Raw genomic sequence first — 22,559 nt, forward strand, 5'->3', positions numbered from 1 at the left:
CACGCAGTCGCAGGATTTGCCTCTCACCAAACGGCGTGGTGTGCCAGCCCGGAAGACAGGAGAACCCTCGTGCGCACAAGATTCACCGGCCTTTGCGCATCGCTGTGCTTGATCGCACCGGCGGCGCTGGCCCAGACCGCCAGCCCGCCCGGCACGACGGACGAACCCGGATTCATGACGAATCTGTGGACGCGCAGCACGCTTCTGGGGGATGCGGGGGGCCTGCGATCCACTCTGTGGAACTATGGCATTACCTTCGGCATCGAGGATTTCAACGAGGTCTGGGGCAACACCTCGGGCGGTATCAAGACGGGTGCCAGCTATAACGGCGCCACGCTGGTGAATATCGGCCTTGATACGAACCGGGCCTTCGGCTGGGAGGGCGGCACTTTCAACATCAGCGCCTGGAACATCCGCGGCCGTAACATTGCCGCCGACAACCTGCTGAGCCTGCAGACCCCCAGCGGCATCCTCGCCCAGGACACCACCCGTCTGTGGGAAGTCTGGTTCCAGCAATCCTTCATGGACGGCAAGTTCGACATGAAGCTGGGCCAGCAGGCGGTCGATCAGGAATTCATGGTCAGCCAGGGCTCAGGCCTGTTCCTCAACACGATGATGGGCTGGCCCATGTATCCGTCGGCGAACCTGTATGCCGGTGGCCCAGCCTACCCGCTGTCTTCCCTGGGCGTGCGGCTTCGGGCGCAGCCGGTCAGTGGCGTCACCACGCTGCTGGGCGTGTTCCAGGACAATCCACCGGGTGGCCCGTTCGACGATGACAGCCAGTTGCGCGGCAGCACCCGCTGGGGCGGCAACTTCAACCTGCGCACCGGCGCGCTGGTGATGGGGGAGATCCAATACGCCTTCAATCAGCCCAGTGACGGCGACATGGACCGCAGTGGCGGTACGTCCGGGCTTCCTGGCACCTATAAGCTGGGCTTCTGGTACGACAGCGCACCGTTCCCGAGCCAGCAGTATGACAATATGGGACTGTCGCTGGCCGATCCAAACAGCAACGGCGTCCCCAAGATGATCCGTAACAATTTCAGCATCTATGGTGTGGCTGATCAGACGATCTGGCGTGCCGGGGAGAACAGTCCGCGCAGCCTTAGCGTGTTCGCCCGCCTGATGGGTGGCCCGGGCGACCGCAACCTGATCAACTTCAGCGTCAATGCCGGCGTCACGCTGAAGGCGCCGATCGAGGGGCGTGATGACGACACGGTCGGTATCGGCTTCGGCATCGCCCGCGTGTCCGGCGGTGCCAGAAACTATGATTCCGCCGTCGCGGCCTACAGCGGCGGCTGGTATCCGGTGCGCGGTTCCGAAACGTTCATCGAGGTCACCTACCAGATCGCGGTGACTCCGTGGTGGCAGCTGCAGCCGGACTTCCAGTACGTGTTCAACGTCGGCGGCGGCATCCAGAACCCCAACAACCCGACGCAGAAGATCAACAATGAGGCGATCTTCGGCATGCGCAGCGTGGTGACGTTCTGATCCCCTTTTCTCTCCCGCACGGAGGCGATTCATGAAGAGCAATCGGTTGCTGGAACGCTACGGGCCCCGTCGGCCCGGCCGCCGGTGGTTGGCTATGCTGCCCCTGCTTGCCGGCCTGGCCGCCGGACCTGCCCACGCGGCCGAGCAAGGGTTCCTGGAAACGATCAAGCATCACAGCATCCTGGCGTCCACTGTCCCGTCGAACGGCGACCAGAACCCGTACGCGGTTTTCGTGGCCCCCGTCAGTGCCGGGGTAATCCAGAAGGACGATGTCCTGGTCGACAATTTCAACGACCGGAACAACCTGCAGGGGCTGGGCACCACGATCGTCATCTACCGTCCGTCGACGAAGAAGCTGTCGCAGCTGGTGGCCATCCCGCGCAACCTGGCCGGTTGTCCCGGCGGCGTCGGGCTGACGACCGCCATGGCGATGCTCAAGACCGGTTGGGTCATCGTCGGCAGCCTGCCCAGCACGGACGGTACAACGGCGACCAAGGGTCAGGGTTGCCTGATCGTGGTCAGCCCGACCGGCGCCGTCGCCGGCGTCATCAGCGGTCCCAACATCAACGGACCATGGGGCAACATGGCGGTCATCGACAACGGCGCGACGGCGACCCTGTTTATCAGCAATACCGGATTCGACGTCGGCGCACCGGAAGAAGAGTCGCCGATCGTCAACAAGGCGACGGTTCTGCGGATGGAACTTTCGATTTCCGGCGATAAGCCGCCGGTCGTGACGAACCAGACCGTCATCGCGAGCGGCCTCGGCCAGCAAGCGGACAAGGATGTGTTCATCATAGGCCCGACCGGCCTGGCCCTGGGTGCCGGCGGCGTGCTGTACTTGTCGGATGCGCTGGGCAACCGGATCGCCGCCATTCCGAATGCCGCGACCCGCAAGGACAGCGCCGGCACGGGCGAAACGATCACCAAGGACGGCTATCTGAGGCGTCCTCTGGCAATGACCACCGCGCCGAATGGCCATCTGATCGTGGCCAATGGCCTGAACGGACAGGCGGTGGAGATCGATCCGGTATCGCACACCCAGCTCTATGCCCGCTGGATCGATCCCAACAAGGCCCAGTCACCGCCCGGCAGCGGCGATCTGTTCGGCATCGCCATGACCCCGGCGGGCGATGGGTTCTATTATGTCGAGGATGAAGTGAACATGCTGATGCTGGCGCACTGATCCGGCGGCACATGGCGGGATGGTTCAGGCCCGGCGGGGGAAATCTCGCCGGGCCTGTTGCGTTGAGAAGGATGCAGCGGACCGCTGCTGGACTATGGCGCCTCGAGCGCCGACAGATAGGCCAACCGGCGTTGCACCGCTGCGTCACCCGGCGCCAGGCTGGCTGCCTCACGCAGGGCCTTCTCGGCAGCCGGCAGGTCCCCTGATTGCAGGTGCAACGAGGCCATCAGTGCGTGTCCCGCGGAGTCCTTCGGACGCAGGTCGACCAGCTTCCGTGCCCAGGCCAAGGCGCCGTCGAAATCCCCGCAGCGCGCCGCCAGTTCGGCCAGCCGGCGCAACAGCCCGAAATCGGCCGGAGCCAGCTCCACCGCCTGCTTCGTCATGTCGAACGCCCGCCTCGCATCATCCTGGCGCTGATGCAGATGTGACAGGTGCAGATACCCGGCCGGGTCCAGCGGCCGAGCGGCGATCGACTGCCTGGCCAGGGCCAGCGCCTCGGCCATCGCGCCCCTGGTTTCCAGCAGATTGCCCAGCCGCCGCATCTGGTTCGGATCGGCCGGCATCAACGCCGAGGCCTGGCGCAGCGTCGCCTCGGCGGCGTCCAGATCGCCCGCCTGGGTCTGCAGCGCCGCGAGATGATGGTAGCCGGCCAGTTCCTTCGGCCGTGCCTCGATGGCGCGCCGCGCCCAAAGCAGGGCATCATCCCGGTCGCCGGCCCGCCCGCGCAGGTCGCTCAGGCGGCGCATCAGCCCGGCATCGCCCGGCGCCAGCTCGATGGCCCGTCGCAGCGCAACCTCAGCCGCGGCCAGATTGCCGGCCTGGACCTGGGCAATCGCCAGATGCTCGTAACTGGCCGGATCGGACGGCCGCAGCCGTACAACCTCCTCGTGCCGGGCAACCGCCTCGGCTGTGTCGCCACGCCGGGCCGCCAGCTCGCCCGATCGGCGCAGCACCGCCGGATCGGTGGGGGCCAGTTCCGCAGCGGCCCGCAGTGCCGCCGCCGCCTTGTCCAACTCCATCTGCTGCAGATGCAGCCCTGCGAGGTGCAGATGGTTCGCCACGTCATCCGCCCGAGTGGCGATGGCCTTGTTGGCCCATTCGAAGGCGCCGGACAGATCGCCACGACGCCAAAGCAGATCGCTCAACCGGCGCATGAAGCCGACATGCCCGGGCGCGCGTGCCACGGCTTCGCGCATCGCGGCTTCCGCTGATGAGATGTCACCCAGGGACTGGTAGACCCAGCTCAGATGCAGATGGCCCGAGGCATCGGCTTCCGGTGCCGCCGCGATCGCCCGTGTGGCTAGGTCCAGCGCCAGGGCTATCTCGCCGCGGCGATTGGCGATCTCGCTATGCCGTCGCAGCAAGGTGGCGTCCTCGGGCGCGATGCCCAGCGCCTGTTCCAAGGCATCCGATGCGGCATCCAGGTCGTGGCGGCCGAGGTGGAGACCAATCAACTGATTGCGCAGGCCAATATCGCCCGGGCGCGCCTCGATCGCCTGCAGCAGCGCCGCCAGGGCGGCATCGTGCTGGCCGCGACGGGCGGCGATTTCCGACCGCACACGCAGCAGGCCGGAGTCGGCCGGATTGAAGTCCAGCGCGAAGCGGATGACGCGCTCCGCATCGTCCAGATCGCCCTCATTCAGCCGTTCCCGCGCGGCGCGGACGGCATCCTGCGGCCGGGTCGGATCGGCCAAGGTTTCCAAAACATCCGCCATGGCTCAGGCCGCCTGAGAGAAACCGGCGGCCAGGCCGATACCGAGCTCCGCCGCCGTCTCGGCCGGTTGCCAGTCAGCGCCCAGCTCTTCGCGCATGCGCAGCCGCGAGGGCTCCACCATCGATGACCAGTCATCCGCGACCAGGCTGAAGCTCTCCGGCGATTGGGCGCGGCGCACATCCTCGGCCGGCCAGCCGGCGGCTTTCTTCGACAGCGAGTAGACCAGCGCCCGCGCGACGCGACGGGTTATCGCCCAGCCGGCCACCGTCTTCGCCACGCTGCGCATCCTTTCGGGGTTCAGCGCGCCTTCGAATTCGGCTTCAAGCTGCTCGGCGATCGCGGTTACGGCCGGGTAGCGCAGGTTGACGAACAGCTGGTGCGAGGTCGGGTAGAATTTCGCCGCCCTGCCCTTCAAGCCGCGCTCCTCAATGAGTGCCTCATCCTCCAGGCTGATGATTTCGGGTGGCCGTTCGAAATTCTTCTTCGGCGGCGCGGGTGGAGGTGCCGGCGGCTTTGCTTCGGACTGAAGCTGCGGTTTTGCCGTTTCGATGTCCGGCTTCCGCGGCTGCTGGCCATCCGGCTTCGCCACATCGGCCTTCGGGGCGGCGGGCGGCGGCGGCTTGTATTCCGGGGCGATCTCCAGCTCCGCCACCAGCCGGCGCAGCTCATCCTCGACCTCGCCGACGAATTTCTCCTGCTGCGGGCCGTGCGAGCGAATGACGTCCTTCAACCAGGCTGGAAGGTAGGTCATCACCAGCTGGCCGAAATCGTGCAGAAACACCTGGCGCTGATCGCCGCCACGGAAGCGCAGGAACTGGCGATAGGCTTCCGGACGGACCAGGTAGTCGTCCGGCAGCTCGACGAAGACGGAGCAGAACTTCGCGCCGAACGGGATGCCATAGATCGGCGCGTCCAGGACCCAGGCCTTGTCGGTGCGCGGATCGTAGATCTCGTTCTTGTAGACGATCGCCCCCAGCGCCGCTGGGTGGCCGATGCCGATCGCGGCGCGCGGGCTGTCTCCGGCCTGCGGATCATAGCGGTAATGGATGCGGATGCCGCTGGGTGTTTCCACCACCTCCGTCCGCTCGGCCAGGCTTTCCATGCCGCTCAAGGTCATCAGGGGACGCGGCGCTCCGCCGCCGATGATCGTCGGAGAAAGGCGGACCGCCACATCGGGCGCCAGGCGGAAGAACCGCAGCAGCAGGATGGACAGCAGCCAGTCGGGCTCCATGCGCGGATTGCCGGCGTAGGGATCGGCCACCGTGTCCTGCGCCGCCGACTGGCCATAGAGCACAACCTCGGTCCAATCCCGCGTCAGGTCATAGCCGCCCTCGGCCTGGCAGATCCCGGTTGCGTCAATCACATCGATGCCAGTGCCATCCGGGTTGTCGCCACGCCGAAGCCGTCCATAAACACCGTCGCGCTGGCACATGATGACCTCGCTGACTACCCCGTCCTTGCAGGAGCGGTAGCGGAGCCCGTGCTTGTTCGACGGCAGGGAGGCGACTTTGGCGCCCATGCCGAAATTCGCGTCCAGGCTGTTTTCCTTGTACAGCGAGGACGCGAGATCGCAGATCCGGTCGAGCTCCTGCGCGGACATGCCGCGGCCGGTGTTGCGGATACACAGCTTGCGCACGCCCTCGATGGCGGCGGACATGATGTCCACATATTTGTCGGAGGCGGCGGTCTCCGCTGCCTCGATGGCATTCACCACCAGCTCTCGGATCATCATCGTCTTGGGGCACCGCTCGATGGTGCTGGAAACCAGAAAAGCCTCATTGGCGACGCGCAAGGCCGCGACCGGAGGATGTGAGGACATGAAAACTCCTGGCTGTGATGGCATGTGCCTAGCAGAATGCGGTCCTGGGTGCACCGGTTTATGCTGCAGGCGCGAAGACGTGACCGAGCCGGCACCCTTAACGGGTTGATTTTCCGTCTCTCAGCCGATCGAGCGCGGTGCTCGGACTGGCCCGGCATCCGCGCGCCTGATAAGCAGGGATGGTGGGAAACCCGGGGGAAACGCCGCAGCCATGAGCCGCATCGACAGCGCCATCAACATCGACGACCTGAAGCGAATGGCGAAACGCCGCCTGCCGAAAATCATGTTCGACTTCATCGAGGGCGGCGTGGAGGATGAGGTCGGACTGCGCACCAATGCCCAGGTGTTTCGCAACGTGCGCCTGGTGCCGCGCTATTACATCAACACCTCCAAGCGATCGCAGAAGGCCAAATTGTTCGGCCGCGAGTTTGCCAGCCCGTTCGGTATCGCGCCCACCGGCATGGCTGGAGCCTTCCGCAAGGACGCGGAGCTTTTCCTGTCGCAGGCAGCGAATGACGCCGACGTGCCGTATCTGATGTCCGGCGCTTCCAATGCCTCCATGGAACAAGGCGCCAAGCTGGCGCCGCGGAACCTGTGGTATCAGATCTATGGCGCCAAGGACCGTTCCTTCCAGTTGGACCTGGTGAAGCGCGCCAAGGCGCTGGACCTGTCGACCATCGCCGTGACCTGTGATGTGCCAGTGTCCTCCAACCGCGAACGGAACCGGCGCAACGGATTCGTCCGACCATTGAAGATGACCTTGCCGACGATCCTGGAGGCGATGCTGCATCCTGAATGGGTCATCAACTATTTCCGCAATGGCGGTCTGCCGATGCTGGGCAACTGGCAGCCATACGCGCCGCGGGGATCGACGCCGGACCAGGTGGCGGACGTGTTCGCCGCACAGACGCCGGATGCCAGCCAGGTATGGGAGGATCTGGACGCCATCCGCCAGGCTTGGCCGGGGAAGCTGCTGGTGAAGGGCATCATGCACCCCGAGGATGCACGGCAGGCCATCCGCCTGGGTGTCGACGGCATCATCGTGTCGAACCACGGCGCCCGGCAGCTCGACAACATGCCCTCGCCCATCGACGTTCTGCCAATGATCCGTACCGCCGTCGGACCCGATGTGCCGCTGCTGCTGGACAGCGGCGTACGGCGCGGATCGGATATCGTGTCGGCGCTGTGCCTCGGCGCGGACTTCGTGCTGACCGGACGGGCGACGCTGTATGGCGCGACGGCTGGCGGGCTGGAGGGAGTCAGGAAGGCCATCTCCATCCTGCAGCGGGAGATCGACCTGGTGATGGGCCAGATCGGTGCCGTGACCTTGCAGGATCTGGGTCCGCATTACCTGCTTGAAACGGTGCGCGCCGAAGAGGAACGGCGGAATTCCGGTGCCATGATGGCGCGGTAGCGCGGGTCATCGCCGCGGCCGGCGATCGCCAACCGGTATTTTTGTTAGGATTCCGCATTGATATGCGTGTCGCCGGCAAAAGCGACCAAGGCCGTTCCGTGTACAGCCGCGCCGATAATATCAGCCACCAGACCATGCGGCCTGTTGGCCGGAGACCGCGGCGCAGCATCCTTGCCACGGTATCGCGCCGCCAGCCGGGCAATTCGGCGGCACTCGGGCAATTCGATAGAGAGGCCCGAATACGAATACGGCGTGCCGGAGGAGCCAATCGGGCCGCACATGGCAGCCATACACTTGCCAAGCTGCGCTCGCGGATTGTCTTTTGTCGCCGACAGAGGGAACGACCATGACGAAGACGCGCTGGTGGCTGATCGGCTTGTTGCTGATAGCCAACATGATCAACTACATCGACAGGGTCAATCTGTCGTTCGCGGCCCCTCACTTCATGCAGCTCCTTCACATCGGCCCGGCCGAGATGGGCGTCGTGCTGTCTGCCTTCCTGTGGACGTATTTCCTGCTCCAGGTCCCTTCGGGCATGGCGCTGGACCGGTGGGGCGTCCGCTTCGTGTTCGGCGGCGCCGCGATTTTGTGGGGTGCTGCAACCATGTTGACGGCAACCATCACCAGCGCGACGTCCTTGATCATCTGGCGGGTCCTGCTGGGGGTGGGAGAAGCCCCGTCCGCCCCCGCCGGCACGAAAGTGCTCAGCCAGTGGCTGCCGGATCAGGAGCGTGGGTTTGCCGGTTCGCTCAACATCGCCGGCGTTCCGCTTGGCGTCTTCATCGGATCACCGCTGATCTCGTGGCTGCTGGCCACCTATTCCTGGCAGATGGTGTTCATCGTCACCGGCCTGCTCGCGGTTCTATGGGGCATTGGCTGGATCGCCTACTACCGGCTGCCGGAGCACCATGCCGGCGCCAATGATGCCGAACGAAACCATATCCTGGCAAACAACGCCCGATTGACCCGAGGCGATGTGCCCCAGCGCGCCTCCTGGGGGCAGTTGCTGACCAACCGGAATGTCATGGGCCTGGCACTTGGCCACGCGACACTGCTGTTCAACCTGTACTTCTTCATTACCTGGTTGCCGACCTACCTGATCGAGCGCCATCACATGACGATGATCCATACGGGTATCTATGGGTCGATCCCCTGGCTCTTTGGCCTGGCCGGGGCGCTGGCCGGCGGCGCCGCGTCCGACCGGCTCGTTCGCCGCGGCTGGCCCTTGATGACCGCGCGCAAGGCCTTTCTCGGTCTCGGCATGATCCTGAGCATGGGTGCGCTCGTTTCGGTGTTCACCGAGACCACGATATGGACCGTGTTCTGGCTGAGTGTCGCCGTGTTCGGCCTGATGCTGACCAACAGCGTCGTGTGGTCCGCCAACGCCGAAATCGCCCCCTTGATGCAAGGCGGCCGGGTCGCCGGCATCCAGAATTGCGTCGGCAACGCCGGCGGCCTTCTGGCGCCGGTCATCGCCGGCATCCTGCTGCAAAGCACCGGCAACTGGTCCGCACCGTTGATTCTGGCCGCCTTCGTCGCCTTGGCCGGGGCGGGCATCTACACGTTCATGCTGTCGGATCGCGGCCGGTTTGTCGTCAATGAGCGGTCGCCGGGGATCGAGGCCGCCAGACTCCGTCCATAGCCAGTGTCACACCGCGCGGCGCGGTGACCACGATCACAGCACAGCCGTCTCTGCAAATGCAGGGCACGACAGGATCAGGCGGCCCCCATCGTCCTCCAGCACGTCTCGCGCCGCTCGGGTCAGCCTGGCACGATAATGATCCGGCGGTTCTGCCGGCCCTTGTTCTCGATCTTCTGCACCCGGATCGGCCCGATCTCGCCGGTGCGGGAGACATGCGTGCCACCACATGGCTGCAAGTCGACCAAAGCATCGTCCGTGCCGATCCGCATCAGCCGCAGGCGCCCGGCGCCACGCGGTGGCTGGACGGACATGGTACGAACCAGGCCCGGATCGGTGTCCAAAACCGACTCGTCCACCCACTCGATCCGCACCGGCAGGTCGGCCTCGATCAACCGGTTCAGTCCGGCCTCGATTGCTTCCTTCGGCGGCGGGTTCGGCAGGTCGAAATCCAGCCTGGACTTGTCGGCGCCCACCTGACCGCCGGTGACGGCGGCGCCCTTGATCAGGCTGCACAGCAAGTGCATCGCGGTGTGCATGCGCATCAGGGCGTGGCGGTGGTCCCAGTCGATCACCGCCTCGACCGTCGCCCCGACGGGGGGCAGCACGGCATCGGCCGGGACCAGGTGCAGGATCGCGGTGCCTTCGCCCTTCACGGTGTCCGTTACCGCGACCTCTCCGTCCTTCCAACGCAGCACGCCCGTGTCGCCGGGCTGCCCGCCACCGCGAGCGTAAAAGATGGTGCGGTCGAGCACGATGCCTTCCGCCCCCGCCGACAGCACCGTCGCGCTCAAGCTGCGCAGGGTCGGATCATCCTGGAACACGCGTTCGGTCATGCGGTCATCCATTGCTGCCGCAGGGCCGCCCGGCGCGCCGCCAGCCAAAACAGCCCCAGCGAGGTAACGATATTGGTGAAGCGCCCGGCAAAGGCGGAGGCGATGGCGATGTCCGCGTTCCAGACGCGGATGCGGATATCCTCGGCCTCGGCCGCTTCCCCGGCATGGCCGGCGATGCCGTCCGGATCGGCTGGCGGCGCGTGCACGCGGCCAACAAACACGTCACAGCATTCATCCGCCCCGCCCGGCGTCAGCAGGAATTTCCCGATGTGCTCCAGTAGGTCGGCGGACAGCCGCATCTCCTCCTGGATTTCACGCCGGATTGTTGTCTTGGCCGTTTCGTTGACGTCGCAGAGGCCGGCCGGCAGCTCCACCAGCACCGGTTCCAGCCCGGCGGCAAGGGCCGGCAGTCGGAACTGCTCTATCAGCACCACTTTGTCGGCCCAGGGGTCGTAGGGAACCATGGCGGCGGCGGGACCGCGGCGCCATAGCTCCCATGTGCGTTCAGCCGACATCGTGCCGTCGAACCGCCTGTGCCGAAACTTTATCAGTTCGAGTGGAAACTGGCCGGACCACACCGGGACATTGGAATCGATGATGACACCCGGATGCGGCGGTAAGGGCACGGGGGGATGACGGGCCATGTGGCCGTTGTAGAAGGGTTCGCGGCGGACAGGCAAACCCCGCTGCCCCCAAGGGCTGATGTCGCGCCGGCGTCGTCACCGTCCGCGAGACCCGCTCGGCGCGGCGACGCGGGGCAGGCCCGGCAACCCGCCTCGGCAGCCCGCATGTGCTCGCCGTTGGGCCTGGTCGCCGCCGACCTCTCCCGCACAGGATGCAGGAACCGCGACACAGATCGGTCGGGATCGCCGATGTCAGCGCGGCTTGCGGAACACGCAGACGGATTCCAGCCGAGAGGACCAGAGGAACTGGTCTATGGCCGTGGCGGCGTGCAGGACATAACCGGCCTGGCGCAGCGGCGTCGCGTCGCGGGAAAGCGTGGCCGGATTGCAGCTGACGTAGATGACCACCGGCACACTGCTGGCAGCGATCTGGGCGGCCTGCGGTCCCGCCCCGGCATGCGGCGGGTCGAGAACCACCGCCGCGAAGCCGGACAATTCCCTGGCCGACAGCGGCTGACGGGCGAGGTCGCGATGCACTGTCTCGATCCGGCCGGACAAACCGCCGAGATTCGCAGCGGATTTCAGTGCGGCGACGGCGTCGGCGTCACCCTCGAACGCCGAGACGCGGATCGTGGGCGCCAACGCGAGGCTGAGCGTGCCGCAGCCCGCGTACAGCTCCGCGACCCGGGACCTGCTGGTGAGACGCGGCGGCAAGCCGGCTCGCACCGCGGCGATGATCGCCGCCTCCCCGTCCCGCGTTGCCTGCAGGAAGGCCCCCGGTGGCGGACGGACGGCGATACCGGACAGCTCGGTGACCGCGGGACGCAGCAGGCACAATGTCTCGGGTCTGTCCGCACCCCGCGCCCAGGACAGGCGGGGCACGCCATGGGCGGCGGCGAAGGCGGCCAGGGCGGCGCGATCGGCGGCGCCGGGATCACCATCAGTTCGCAGCAGGATATCGGGGCCGGCATCCAGCAGGTTGATGATCAGCGACGCCTGCCGCCGGATGGCGGCGAGCCCGGTCAAGACCGAGCGCAGCGGAGTCAGCAGGCCGCATAGTACCGGGTGCAACACCAGACAGGCAGAGAGGTCCTCGACCTCGGCCGATCCCGGGCGGTGCAGGCCGAGGATGATCCGCTCGGCGTGTCGTCGGACCGCGAAATCCAGCCGGCGACGCTCGGCGGGCATGCCCGGGATGAAGATGGCCTCGGGCAGCGGCGCGAAGCCGGCGCGGCGGAGGGCGGCGTCCAGCAAGCCCCGTTTCCAGGCAGCGTAGGCGGGGCCGGCCCAGTGCTGCAGCGAACAGCCGCCGCAGTGTCCGAAATACGGGCACGGGGCGGCGACACGGTCCGAGGCCCGGGTTTCGATAGCAGTGGCGCGGGCGATCCACCCGTCGCCACGGGGCCGGAGCGGTACGGCCTGGATTGTCTCCCCGGGCAGTGTCTGCGGCACATAGATCGGCGTGCCATCCGGCAGGCGGCCGATGCCGTCGCCTTCGGCGCCGATGTGATGGATGGTGAGGCGGACCGGCGGGGGCGGTTTGCGGACGGGCGGCGGACGGCGGGGCATGGATGGGGATTACAGAAAGTGGCTGCGCGGCGGTAGGCGCGCCGGGACACGTCGCACTGACTCGCCCCGCGCCCTGTCCGCCGGGTCGAAGGCCGGTGGCGACACGGCAGACGGACGGAAAAGCGTGACCAGGCCGCGGCTGGGACAAAAGGTCATCCGGACGGCCTATGTCCAATCCCAGGTCCCAGGGTCCCGCAGACGGCGTTTCCGTTTCGACCGGCCATCCCCTATATACCGCCGGCATTGTCGAAAGCCCCCCAAGAAAGCCTCGGAATGACCGACCCCGCAGCCGAAATCGCGCGCCGGCGCACCTTTGCCATCATTTCCCACCCCGACGCCGGCAAGACGACGCTGACGGAGCATATCCTGCGGGCCGGCGGCGCCATCCAGATGGCCGGCAACGTCCGCGCCAAGGGCGAACGCCGCCGTACACGCTCCGACTGGATGGGGATCGAGCGGGATCGCGGCATCTCCGTCGTCACCTCGGTCATGACGTTCGAATACAAGGATTGCGTCTTCAACCTGCTGGACACGCCGGGCCATGAGGATTTCTCGGAGGACACGTACCGCACCCTGACCGCGGTCGACTCCGCCGTCATGGTCATCGACGCCGCCAAGGGCATCGAGGCCCGGACACGCAAACTGTTCGAGATCTGCCGCCTGCGCGACATCCCGATCGTCACCTTCATCAACAAGATGGACCGTGAGGCCCGCGACCCGTTCGAATTGCTGGATGAGATCGCTTCGACCCTCGCGCTGGACACGGCGCCCGTCACCTGGCCGGTTGGCCGCGCCGTCGAGTTCGCCGGCACCTATGACCTGCGGAAGCGGGAACTCCATCTGACCACCACGCTGGGCCAGTCCGATCCGCGGCTCCAGGCGATGGCCGAGGAAGTCGACCTTGCCACCGCCGCCCTGCCCGAATTCGATGTCGACGGCTTCAATGCCGGACATCTGACGCCAGTGTATTTCGGCAGCGCCATCAAGGATATCGGCGTCCACGACCTGCTGGACGGGCTGGTGGAGTACGGGCCGAAGCCACGTGCGCAGCATGCCGACCGGCGGGAGATCGAGGCGGCGGAGCCGGGTCTGACGGCGCTGGTGTTCAAGATCCAGGCGAATATGGACCCGAACCACCGCGACCGCATTGCCTTCGCCCGCGTCTGCTCCGGCAAGCTGGTGCGCGGCATGCGGCTGAAGCAGGTGCGCACCGGCAAGATGATCCCGCTGCACGCGCCGCAGTTCTTCTTCGCCCGCGAACGGGAGGTGGTGGACGAAGCCTTCGCCGGCGACGTGGTCGGCATCCCGAACCACGGCACGCTCCGCATCGGCGACACGCTGACCGAGGGCGAGGACATCCAGTTCACCGGTGTCCCCTATTTCGCCCCCGAAATCCTCCGCCGTGTCCGGCTGGACGACATGATGAAATCGAAGAAGCTGCGCCAGGCCCTGGTGGAGCTGGCCGAGGAAGGCGTGGTGCAGTTGTTCCGGCCACAGGACGGATCGGCGCCGCTGGTCGGCGTCGTCGGCACGCTGCAGCTGGACGTGCTGCAATCGCGGCTGGCTGGCGAGTACGGGGTGCCGATCGGGTTCGAAACGTCCCCCTACAATATCGCCCGATGGATATCCTCGGACAACAAGGCGGCATTGGCCAAATTCATTGCGGCGAACCGCTCGGCGATGGCCGACGACGTGGACGGCGATCCCGTGTTCCTGGCGACCTCGGCCTTCATGATGCGCCGGTCGGAGGAGTTGGCGCCAGACGTGACGTTCCGCGATATCAAGGACGTGCGCGCCGAGAAGATGGCTGCCTGATCCCGCTCGGTCGCGCATCATCACAATCATCGACGCGACGGGCTTGCACCCCCACCCGACGCCGCTACGTCTGGGTAGACCACTGACCAGGATGGGGACCATGGCCGGAAAAAGCGAACTCGGCGCCCAACGCATGGAACTGGAGCGCATCATCGAGGAGCGGCAGCGCCTTCTGGGCCCTGACCATCCCGACCTGGCGCATGATCTGCGCGATCTCGGCCGGCTGTCGCATGAGTTGGGGGAGATGATGGACGCGCAGGTCCAGTTGCAGCGCGCGCTGGCGATGCACACCGAGGCCTTTGGACCGGAACATCCGGAAACGGCGACCGATATCAACCACCTTGGCCTGGTGCTGCACGACCTGGGCGACCTGGACGGCGCCTGCGCGGCGTTCGAGCGCGCCTTGTCGATCGATGAGACTGCTCTCGGCCGCGACCACCCCCACGTGGCGCGGGATGCCAACAACCTGGCCGGTGTGCTGAAGGATCTGGGTGACTGCTATTCGGCACGCAAGGCGCTGGACTGGGCGCTGTCGATCTACATGGCCAGACTGGGACCGGACCATCCGACCACGCAATCCGTCGCCCGCAACCGCGCGGGACTCGACTAGGGCCTGATCGCCTGAAGCCGGCGGTTGGAAGGCGTGAATCGCGCTCTTGAATCAAAGAGTTGATAAAGCATGACAGGGTCAACCCGGCCCCGTCATAACTTTCCGTCACAACTTTTCACAACTTTATCGATTGGCACGCCCGCCTTGGGCATTCCCGTGCCTGCGGGACTCCCGCGGGCCTGACGCCGCCGCCCGAACGCGGTATAAGCCCGGTCACACACCGAGCGCGTCGGCCGCGCGCCGTCGCCGGGCGTGTGTCTGGGGAGAGAGATGATGAAACTTTATTATGCGCCGGGCGCCTGCTCGATCGGCATTCACCTGCTGTTGGAAGAGATCGGCAAGCCGTACGAAGGCATCGCCGTGAACCTGCGCGAGGGAGCGCAGTTCAAGCCCGAATTCACCGCCGTGAATCCGAAGTCCAAGGTCCCCACGCTGGTACGGGACGATGGTTCGGTGCTGACCGAATATCCCGCCATCGCCTACTGGCTGGCACGCACCAACCCCTTCGCCAACCTGCTGCCCGACAATATCGACCTGCAGGCCCGCGTACTGGAACTGACGGATTACTGCGTCGCGACCATCCACATGCAGGGGTTTTCGCGAATCTTCCGCCCCTCCAACTACGCGCCGAGTGCGGCGGATGAGGACGCGGTAAAAGCCCGCGGGAAAGAGATTGCCGAAAAAGGCTTCGCCGTCCTGAATGAAGCACTGGCCGGTAAGGACTACGCCGTGGGGTCCTTCAGCATCGCCGATTCCGCGCTCTTCTACGTGGAGTTCTGGTCCAAGCGTGTCGGCATCGCGCTGCCCGCGAATTGCGCCGCGCACCTGGAGCGCATGCTGGCCCGCCCGGCCGTGCAGCGGATGCTGAAAGCGGAAGGGCTGGCCTGACCTGATGAGCACCTCCCTCGCGCAGATCACGCCCACCGCGTTCTGGTTCCTGCGTCACGGTCAGACCGACTGGAACGCCAAGGATCTGTCGCAGGGCAGCGTCGATATTCCGCTGAACGAGACTGGCCTGGCCCAGGCTCGTTCGGCCGCGCTGCTGCTGCGCGGACGCGGTATCACGTCCATCATCTGCTCGCCGCTCGGCCGCGCCCGAACCACCGCGGATATCGTCGCGGAGACGCTGGGACTGCCGGTGGAGATCGATGCCGACCTGCGCGAGGCCGCCTATGGCGTGAAGGAGGGCCATCCGATGGATGGCTGGTTCCCGCAATGGGTGACGGGGGAGTTCACGCCGGAAGGCGCCGAGAGCTTCAGCACGCTGACCACCCGGTCGGTGACGGTGATCAACCGCTGCATCACCCGCCCGCCGATCGTGCTGGTGGTTGCCCACGGCGCCGTATTCCGTGCGCTGCGCGGCGCGATGGGGCATGAACCGAACGTGAGGACCCGCAACGCCGTGCCGGTCTGGTGCGAACCGCCGGCATCCGGATCGACACGTTGGGCCATCACATACGCGGATGAAATGACCTAGCGTGCGGCTGTCTGACACCCGCCACTGCCTGATGTGGCGACGCGCCCGCAAACCGGAGCCTACCGCGCGTGGCGGGAGTGTCTTCTCTCGGTTGTAGGTCGGCCTGAAAGGAGCTTGGCCATGAGCCAACCGGTCACTGAAATCCGCTTCGACGACGGCGCCGCCTATGAGCGCGGCATGGGCGTCTGGAGCCGGCTGGCGGGAGATGTGTTCCTCGATTGGCTCGCGCCCGCCGGCGGATTGCGCTGGCTGGACGTCGGCTGCGGCAGCGGTGCCTTCTCGGAAGCCGTGCTGCAGCGCTTCTCACCGTCCGATGTGCAGGGCGTGGACCCGTCCGAGGCGCAACTGGCCTTTGCCCGCGCCCGCTCTCCGGCGGCGACCTTCCAGCTTGGCGACGCGATGGCTTTGCCCTTCGCGGATAACCGCTTTGACGCAGCCGTCATGGCGTTGGTGATCTTCTTCGTACCCGATCCGGCCAAGGGCGTCGCCGAGATGGCTCGCGTGGTGCGTCCCGGCGGCATGGTCGCCGCCTATGCCTGGGATTTCACTGGCGGCGGCTTTCCGTTCCAACCGATCCAGCAAGCACTGCGCAGCATCGGCGTCCCGCCGCTCCGGCCACCCAGCGCGGGTGCGGAGCGGATCGAGATTCTGCGCGCCTTATGGGAAGGCGCCGGGCTGACGGAAATCGAAACATGCGAGATCACGGTCCATCGTGGCTTCGCCGATTTTGAGGCGCTATGGACCGCGAGTACCGGCACCGGCGGCATGCGCCAGATCGTGGCCAGCCTGTCGGACGCGCAGCGGACCGTGCTTCGGGACGGGCTCCGGGCGCAGCTTCCGCCCCATCCGGACGGTCGCATCCGCTACCCCGCTCGGGCCAATGCCATCAAGGGACGGGTTCCCAACTGACATGGCGGAAACCGCTTTCCATATCGCGCCGGCGCGTTCAGCGGCCGATCTGATCGCGGTGGCCGATCTGTTTCAAGCGTATGCGAATTCGTTGGGGATCGACCTCGGATACCAGGACTTCCCTGCCGAATTGGCTGGCCTGCCCGGCAGATACGCCCCACCCGCCGGCGCCCTGCTGCTGGCGCGCGACGCGGCGGGAACGCCGGTCGGCTGCGTGGCGCTGCGGCGCATCGACCCGCCCGGCTGCTGCGAGATGAAGCGGCTGTATGTCGCCCCGTCCGGCCGCGGGCTCGGCCTGGGACGAGCGCTGGCCGAGGCCGTCATCGCGGCAGCGGAACAACTCGGCTATCGGGAGATACGGCTGGACACGCTTCCGTTCATGCAGGCTGCGATGCGTTTGTACGACGAGCTGGGTTTTGATCAGATCCCGCCCTACTACGACACGCCGGTCGACGGGACCCGGTTTCTGGCGAAACGGCTCCGGTAAACCGGCCGCTTCACGCAGCGGCCGGCGTGAAGCGGACACCATCGCGACGCGGCATGCTCACCGCGACCCGGCCAGCACGGGTCCTTCGGCGGCCCCGCCTGGCAGGCCCACCGCGCGCGCCACAGCGTGAAGCGCCAGCAAAGCCACGAAGGCCCCAAGGTTCACCAGGAACACGAGCTTGACCGTCGCCAACGAAAACGCATCCGGCCCGGCACCCAGACCAAAGCCCGCTACATACAAAGCCAGCTCATAGACCGCGAACGACGCCACGAATGGCAGGCTGACGGCCAGCCGGACAGGCTGCGCCGAAGCGAAGACCGCCGCCGCACCCAGCGCCAGGAAGCTCGCAGCACCGATAGCCACGCCCCAAGCCAGGCTGTCCGCCGTCCAGGGATAACCCAGCAGCGCAAAGCCGATTGTTTGATTAGCCAGCCAGACCAGGCCCACGACAGCGATCCCCTCCCGCCACTCCATTTTCAGGGCGGCGAGCGTGGCGAGCGCGGCGAACGGGGTCGCGCACGCGAAGAAGAAACTGGAGCAGACTCCCCCCACGACGAGGAGACCCAACCAGACAGCGCGGAGCGCGATTTCGGATTGAGGCCGAGCCTGCGGGGCTTGGGTCGTGCTCATGTGACTTGTCTCCACCGCTGCGGGTAACAGGCTGCTATCCAACCCGGTCACCGACACAACTCTACGCTGCGGCGGCCGATCAATCCAGATCATGCCTGCATGGCGGCTCGCCGCCTCATGAGACACCCAATCTTTGTACGGCCAGCACCGACGAACTCGCGCCTTTCTGGGGCACCCCCTTGCGCCCGATTGCTGCCTCTCGTTCACTGTCGGCGATGTCCGAGACCGGAACGCCGTCGTGCCTCGCGGCCAATGTCATGCATTTTGCCCGGCTGCTGCGCCGAGCGGGGCTACCGGTCGGGCCGGCCGAGGCGATTGCGGCCCAGCATGCGCTGACTCTCATCGATCTGGGTTCCCGCACCGAGACGCGGACCGCGCTGTCAAGCGTCATGATTCATCGCCACGAGCATCAGGAGGTGTTCGACCAGGCCTTCAACCTGTTCTGGCGCGATCCTTCGGCGGCGGAGCAGGCAGCGGCGATGGCCCTGCTGGACGCGCAGAAGAAACCGAAGCCGGAGAAGCCGCCACCCGCCGCCCGGCGCGTTGCCGAAGCCTTTGCCAACAAATCCCAGAAACCTCAGCCGCCTCAGGACGAACCACCGCAGGTCGACATGACCATGACGGTATCGGACCAGGAGCGACTGCGGCAGATGGATTTCGAATCCATGAGCGCCGGCGACATCGCCGCCGCCAAGCGGGATATTCGCCGCCTGGTGCTGCCGCTGGACCTGCGCCGCACGCGTCGCCGCCGCCCGGATGCGTCCGGCCCCATCTACGATCTGCGCCGCACCATCCGCACCAGCTTGCGCCAGGGCGGCGAGATTTTCTCCATTGCCCGCGCCCGCCGCACCACCCGTCCGCCACCGCTGGTCGTCCTGTGCGACATCTCCGGTTCGATGGCGAAATACGCACAGATCCTGCTGCACTTCCTGCATGCGGTGACGAACGACCGCGACCGGGTCTATACGTTCCTGTTCGGCACACGCCTGTCGAATGTCACCCGACAATTGAAGGCGCGGGACCCCGAAGTGGCGTTTCAGATGGTAGCCCATGCCGTGCCGGACTGGTCCGGCGGCACACGCATCGGTGAGGCGCTGGCGACGTTCAACCGCGCCTGGGCGAAGCGTGTGCTGGGCCAGGGCGCCATCGTGCTGTTGATCACGGACGGGTTGGACCGCGACGGCGCCCAAGGCCTCGCCGAGAACATGGAGCGGCTGCACAAGTCCTGCCGCCGGCTGATCTGGCTGAACCCCCTGTTGCGCTGGAGCGGTTTCGAACCAAAATCACAGGGCATCCGCGCCATGCTCCCGCACGTGGACGAGTTCCGCCCGGTGCACAATCTGGCCAGCCTGCGCGCATTGATCGAAAGCCTGTCTCGTCCGGCCCCACCGGCCGGCGACCGTCCGGAAAGGATGACCGCATGAGTGGCATGAACCCCGCCGAAGTCGAAGACGTCCTCGCTACCGCCGCCGCCTGGCGCGCCTCCGGCGAGCAGGTTGCCGTCGCGACGGTAACCGAAACATGGGGCAGTTCGCCCCGCCCCGCCGGCAGCCAGATGGCGGTGACCAAATCGGGCCGGATGGCCGGCTCGGTGTCCGGGGGCTGCATCGAAGGCGCGGTGGCCGATGCCGCGATGAAGACCATCGAAACCGGCACGCCGCAGCTTCTGGATTTCGGGGTCAGCCACGAGCGCGCCTGGGAAGTCGGTTTGGCATGCGGCGGCAAGGTCAAGGTGTTTGTCGAGAAGCTCGTCTGACCCGCGGCAGTCATCGCTGACGGCGGGGGCGTGCGGCCTTGCTCGCATGCCCCGCATTCTATTCTCGCGACGGCCCCTGACGACGGCCCCTGGCGATCGCCTGTCGCCGCCCTGCCCCTCCCCCTCCTCAGGATCCCGCGCTATGGTGAGCGGAACGAACGCGGGAAGGAACGTGCATGACTCCTGATATCCTCGCCGCCCTGGAACAGGCGAAGCGCGAGAAGCGTCCGGTCGTGCTGGCCACCCGCCTGCCATCGGGCGAACAGTGCCTGTTGCCGGATTCAAGCGCCGCCGACGCGCTCAACGAGGCGGCCCGGCGTGCGCTGGACCGGGATGAAAGCGGCACCGTCAGGATCGACGGCGCGGACTGGTTTCTGCACGCCCATAACCCGCCGCTGCGCCTGATCGTGGTCGGAGCCGTTCACATCGCCCAGGCGCTGGTACCTTTTGCGGTGCCTTGCGGCTTCGCCGTCACGGTGGTGGACCCCCGACGTTCCTTCGCCTCGGATGAACGGTTCCCGGGGGTCGAGATCTCCACCGCGTGGCCTGACGAGGCGATGGAGACATTCGCCCCGGACTCCCGCACGGCCGTGGTGACGCTGACGCATGACCCGAAACTGGACGATCCGGCGCTGGATCGCGCGCTGCACTCACAGGCCTTCTATATCGGCGCCCTCGGTTCCCGTCGCACCCATGCCGCTCGGCTGAAGCGCCTGCGAGACCTCGGGCATGGGGATGACGCGCTCTCCCGCATCAAGGGACCGGTCGGCCTGAACATCGAGGCAGTCACCGCGCCCGAGATCGCCCTGTCGATCATGGCTGAAATCGTCGGCGTCCGCCGCAACGCGCCGCTGCCGCCCAAAGCATCGTTATGAGGTTCGGATCGGCACCGCTGGACGAGGCCCGCGGTGCCATCATGGCGCACAGCCAGAGAATCGGCGAGCGGATGATCCGCAAGGGATCGCTGCTGGACGAAACCGCTATCGCCGCTTTGCGGGAGGCCGGCCAGACCGAAGTCATCTGTGCACGCCTCGACCCGGGAGACGTGCCGGAAGACATTGCCGCCGACCGGCTCGCCACCCCGCTGGTGGCGCCGCTGATTGCCCGATCCCGCGCCGCAACCGGTCGGGTGAACCTTGTTGCCGAGGCACCTGGCCTGTTGCGCGTCGATGCCGGCCGGATCGACGGGCTCAACATGATCGACGAAGCCATCACCATCGGCACATTGCCCGACTACGCGGTGGTTGCGCCGAAGGACCTCGTGGCGACAATCAAGATCATCCCGTTCGCAGTCCCTGGCACGACGCTGTCGGTCGCCGAGGCCATCGCCCGGCAAGGGCCGCCACCTCTGGCCCTGCACCCGTTCCGGCCGCTGAAGGTCGGGCTGGTGGTGACAAAGCTGCCCGGCCTCAAGGACAGCACCATCGAAAAGACGGTGGCAGTGACGCAACAGCGCGTCGCCAGGCTCACCGGATCGTTGCTGTCGCCGGAGCACCGCGCGCACGAGGAGGCGGCGATCGCCGATGGACTGGAAGCGCTGATCGCCCAGGGCGCGGACCTGCTGATGGTCGTAGGCGCCTCGGCCGTCGTGGATCGCCGCGACGTCGGACCAGCAGCCATCGTGCGGGCCGGTGGCCAGATCATGCATTTCGGCATGCCGGTGGATCCCGGCAACCTGATCTGCCTGGGCCGCATTGGCGATCGACCGGCGCTCGTATTGCCGGGCTGCGCGCGAAGCCCCAGCCTGAACGGGATCGATTTCGTCCTGACGCGGCTGTTCGCCGGCTTACCGGTGACGGGCCGTGACCTGATGCGGCTGGGCGTCGGCGGACTGCTGAAGGAGATGGAGACAAGGCCGATGCCTCGGGAAAAAGCGCCCGCCACGCCGCGATCCGGTGTCGCGCCGCGCAGCGCTCCCACCATCGCGGCGATCGTCATGGCCGCCGGACGCTCGCGCCGGATGGCACCGCACAACAAGCTGCTGGTCACCGACCGTGGCGGCAAGCCCATGATCGCGCGGGTGGTTGATAACGTGCTATCCTCCAACGCGCGGCCAATCCTGGTGGTGACAGGCCACATGGCGGATCAGGTGGAAGCGGCCCTGGGTGGCCGCCCGGTGCGATACGTGCACGCCGCCGACTACGCCGATGGCCTGTCCGCCAGCCTGAAGGCCGGCATCGCCGCGGTACCGCCGGAAAGCGCGGCGGCGCTCGTCTGCTTGGGGGACATGCCGCTGGTCACCGGCCGGATGATCGATCGGCTGCTGTCGATGTACGATCCGCACGAGGGCCGGCTGATCGTGCTGCCGACCTTTCGCGGCAAACAGGGCAACCCGATGATCTGGGACCGTCGCTTCTTTCCCGAAATCCTGGAGATTTCGGGGGATTCGGGCGCCCGCTTCCTGGTCGGCAAGCACGCCGAGGCGGTGTGCGAGGTGGAGATGGGCGACGACGCGGTGCTGCGCGATTTCGACACGACGGAAGCTCTGGCGACGCTGCCGAAAGGCATGCGGCCGGCTATCATCGAGAACTGAGACAGGACCCGCGCAAGCCGCGCCAACCGGTCGATGGTTCCCGCCGCCCTC

20 protein-coding genes are annotated in these 22,559 nt (G+C 66.6%); 14 read left to right on the plus strand and 6 right to left on the minus strand.

The genetic code is table 11. The features are described from left to right. Positions 1–69: 69 nt before the first annotated feature. Both VHC04_RS15085 and VHC04_RS15090 read left to right on the plus strand, forming a co-directional pair. A complete protein-coding gene (locus VHC04_RS15085; RefSeq protein ID WP_325682684.1) occupies positions 70–1,491 on the plus strand; it encodes a carbohydrate porin in 1,422 nt (473 codons plus the stop codon). A 31-nt stretch (positions 1,492–1,522) separates the two neighbouring features. Beyond that, the gene (locus tag VHC04_RS15090; RefSeq protein WP_325682686.1) at positions 1,523–2,677 is read left to right on the plus strand and encodes a hypothetical protein; all 1,155 of its coding nucleotides are present in this window, start codon (positions 1,523–1,525) and stop codon (positions 2,675–2,677) included. Positions 2,678–2,769: 92 nt separating this feature from the next. Here VHC04_RS15090 and VHC04_RS15095 read toward each other — a convergent pair whose 3' ends face one another. Together VHC04_RS15095 and VHC04_RS15100 are read right to left on the minus strand one after the other, a co-directional pair. Beyond that, positions 2,770–4,392 carry a tetratricopeptide repeat protein gene (locus VHC04_RS15095; RefSeq protein WP_325682688.1) on the minus strand — a complete coding sequence of 541 codons (1,623 nt, stop codon included), beginning with the start codon at positions 4,390–4,392 and terminating at the stop codon, positions 2,770–2,772. Positions 4,393–4,395: 3 nt separating this feature from the next. Further along, positions 4,396–6,210 carry an ATP-binding protein gene (locus VHC04_RS15100; protein ID WP_325682690.1) on the minus strand — a complete coding sequence of 605 codons (1,815 nt, stop codon included), beginning with the start codon at positions 6,208–6,210 and terminating at the stop codon, positions 4,396–4,398. 211 nt (positions 6,211–6,421) lie between these two features. Between VHC04_RS15100 and VHC04_RS15105 the strand changes: the two genes are divergently transcribed. Next, positions 6,422–7,624 carry an alpha-hydroxy acid oxidase gene (locus VHC04_RS15105; protein WP_325682692.1) on the plus strand — a complete coding sequence of 401 codons (1,203 nt, stop codon included), beginning with the start codon at positions 6,422–6,424 and terminating at the stop codon, positions 7,622–7,624. A gap of 346 nt (positions 7,625–7,970) precedes the next feature. After that, positions 7,971–9,266 carry an MFS transporter gene (locus VHC04_RS15110; protein ID WP_325682694.1) on the plus strand — a complete coding sequence of 432 codons (1,296 nt, stop codon included), beginning with the start codon at positions 7,971–7,973 and terminating at the stop codon, positions 9,264–9,266. A 119-nt stretch (positions 9,267–9,385) separates the two neighbouring features. Here VHC04_RS15110 and VHC04_RS15115 read toward each other — a convergent pair whose 3' ends face one another. The 3 genes from VHC04_RS15115 to VHC04_RS15125 all read right to left on the minus strand — a co-directional run bounded on the left by VHC04_RS15115 (position 9,386) and on the right by VHC04_RS15125 (position 12,291). Next, positions 9,386–10,099, minus strand: a complete 714-nt coding sequence (locus VHC04_RS15115; RefSeq protein WP_325682696.1) for an alanyl-tRNA editing protein — start codon at positions 10,097–10,099, stop codon at positions 9,386–9,388. Beyond that, on the minus strand, positions 10,096–10,743 hold the full coding sequence (locus VHC04_RS15120; protein ID WP_325683068.1) for an NUDIX domain-containing protein: 648 nt from the start codon (positions 10,741–10,743) through the stop codon (positions 10,096–10,098). Before VHC04_RS15120 ends, VHC04_RS15115 begins: the two co-directional genes overlap by 4 nt. 231 nt (positions 10,744–10,974) lie before the next feature. Beyond that, positions 10,975–12,291, minus strand: coding sequence for a class I SAM-dependent RNA methyltransferase (locus tag VHC04_RS15125; RefSeq protein WP_325682698.1), 1,317 nt, complete (start codon positions 12,289–12,291; stop codon positions 10,975–10,977). Between the two features lie 273 nt (positions 12,292–12,564). Between VHC04_RS15125 and VHC04_RS15130 the strand changes: the two genes are divergently transcribed. From VHC04_RS15130 to VHC04_RS15155, 6 genes are all read left to right on the plus strand, one after another. Further along, a complete protein-coding gene (locus tag VHC04_RS15130) occupies positions 12,565–14,106 on the plus strand; it encodes a peptide chain release factor 3 (RefSeq protein WP_325682700.1) in 1,542 nt (513 codons plus the stop codon). 100 nt (positions 14,107–14,206) lie between these two features. Continuing rightward, a complete protein-coding gene (locus VHC04_RS15135; protein WP_325682702.1) occupies positions 14,207–14,716 on the plus strand; it encodes a tetratricopeptide repeat protein in 510 nt (169 codons plus the stop codon). A 273-nt stretch (positions 14,717–14,989) separates the two neighbouring features. Next, entirely contained in the window at positions 14,990–15,604 is a 615-nt protein-coding gene (locus tag VHC04_RS15140) for a glutathione S-transferase family protein (protein ID WP_325682704.1), read from the plus strand. Between the two features lie 4 nt (positions 15,605–15,608). Further along, the gene (locus tag VHC04_RS15145; protein ID WP_325682706.1) at positions 15,609–16,193 is read left to right on the plus strand and encodes a histidine phosphatase family protein; all 585 of its coding nucleotides are present in this window, start codon (positions 15,609–15,611) and stop codon (positions 16,191–16,193) included. A gap of 120 nt (positions 16,194–16,313) precedes the next feature. Next, complete coding sequence (locus VHC04_RS15150; protein ID WP_325682708.1) at positions 16,314–17,102, plus strand: class I SAM-dependent methyltransferase; 789 nt, start codon at positions 16,314–16,316, stop codon at positions 17,100–17,102. Between the two features lies 1 nt (position 17,103). Then, positions 17,104–17,589 carry a GNAT family N-acetyltransferase gene (locus tag VHC04_RS15155; RefSeq protein ID WP_325682710.1) on the plus strand — a complete coding sequence of 162 codons (486 nt, stop codon included), beginning with the start codon at positions 17,104–17,106 and terminating at the stop codon, positions 17,587–17,589. A 57-nt stretch (positions 17,590–17,646) separates the two neighbouring features. Here VHC04_RS15155 and VHC04_RS15160 read toward each other — a convergent pair whose 3' ends face one another. Further along, positions 17,647–18,219 carry a hypothetical protein gene (locus VHC04_RS15160; RefSeq protein WP_325682712.1) on the minus strand — a complete coding sequence of 191 codons (573 nt, stop codon included), beginning with the start codon at positions 18,217–18,219 and terminating at the stop codon, positions 17,647–17,649. 257 nt (positions 18,220–18,476) lie between these two features. Here VHC04_RS15160 and VHC04_RS15165 point away from each other — a divergent pair, with 257 nt between their 5' ends. The 4 genes from VHC04_RS15165 (at position 18,477) to VHC04_RS15180 (ending at position 22,508) form a co-directional block, all read left to right on the plus strand. Continuing rightward, on the plus strand, positions 18,477–19,643 hold the full coding sequence (locus VHC04_RS15165; RefSeq protein WP_325682714.1) for a vWA domain-containing protein: 1,167 nt from the start codon (positions 18,477–18,479) through the stop codon (positions 19,641–19,643). Further along, complete coding sequence (locus VHC04_RS15170; protein ID WP_408903820.1) at positions 19,640–19,975, plus strand: XdhC family protein; 336 nt, start codon at positions 19,640–19,642, stop codon at positions 19,973–19,975. Before VHC04_RS15165 ends, VHC04_RS15170 begins: the two co-directional genes overlap by 4 nt. Before the next feature lie 176 nt (positions 19,976–20,151). Continuing rightward, positions 20,152–20,850, plus strand: a complete 699-nt coding sequence (locus tag VHC04_RS15175) for an XdhC family protein (protein WP_325682716.1) — start codon at positions 20,152–20,154, stop codon at positions 20,848–20,850. After that, on the plus strand, positions 20,847–22,508 hold the full coding sequence (locus tag VHC04_RS15180; RefSeq protein ID WP_325682718.1) for a molybdopterin-binding/glycosyltransferase family 2 protein: 1,662 nt from the start codon (positions 20,847–20,849) through the stop codon (positions 22,506–22,508). Before VHC04_RS15175 ends, VHC04_RS15180 begins: the two co-directional genes overlap by 4 nt. Positions 22,509–22,559: the final 51 nt, after the last annotated feature.

This window comes from Rhodopila sp., from assembly GCF_035548095.1.
Classification (GTDB): Bacteria; Pseudomonadota; Alphaproteobacteria; order Acetobacterales; family Acetobacteraceae; genus Rhodopila.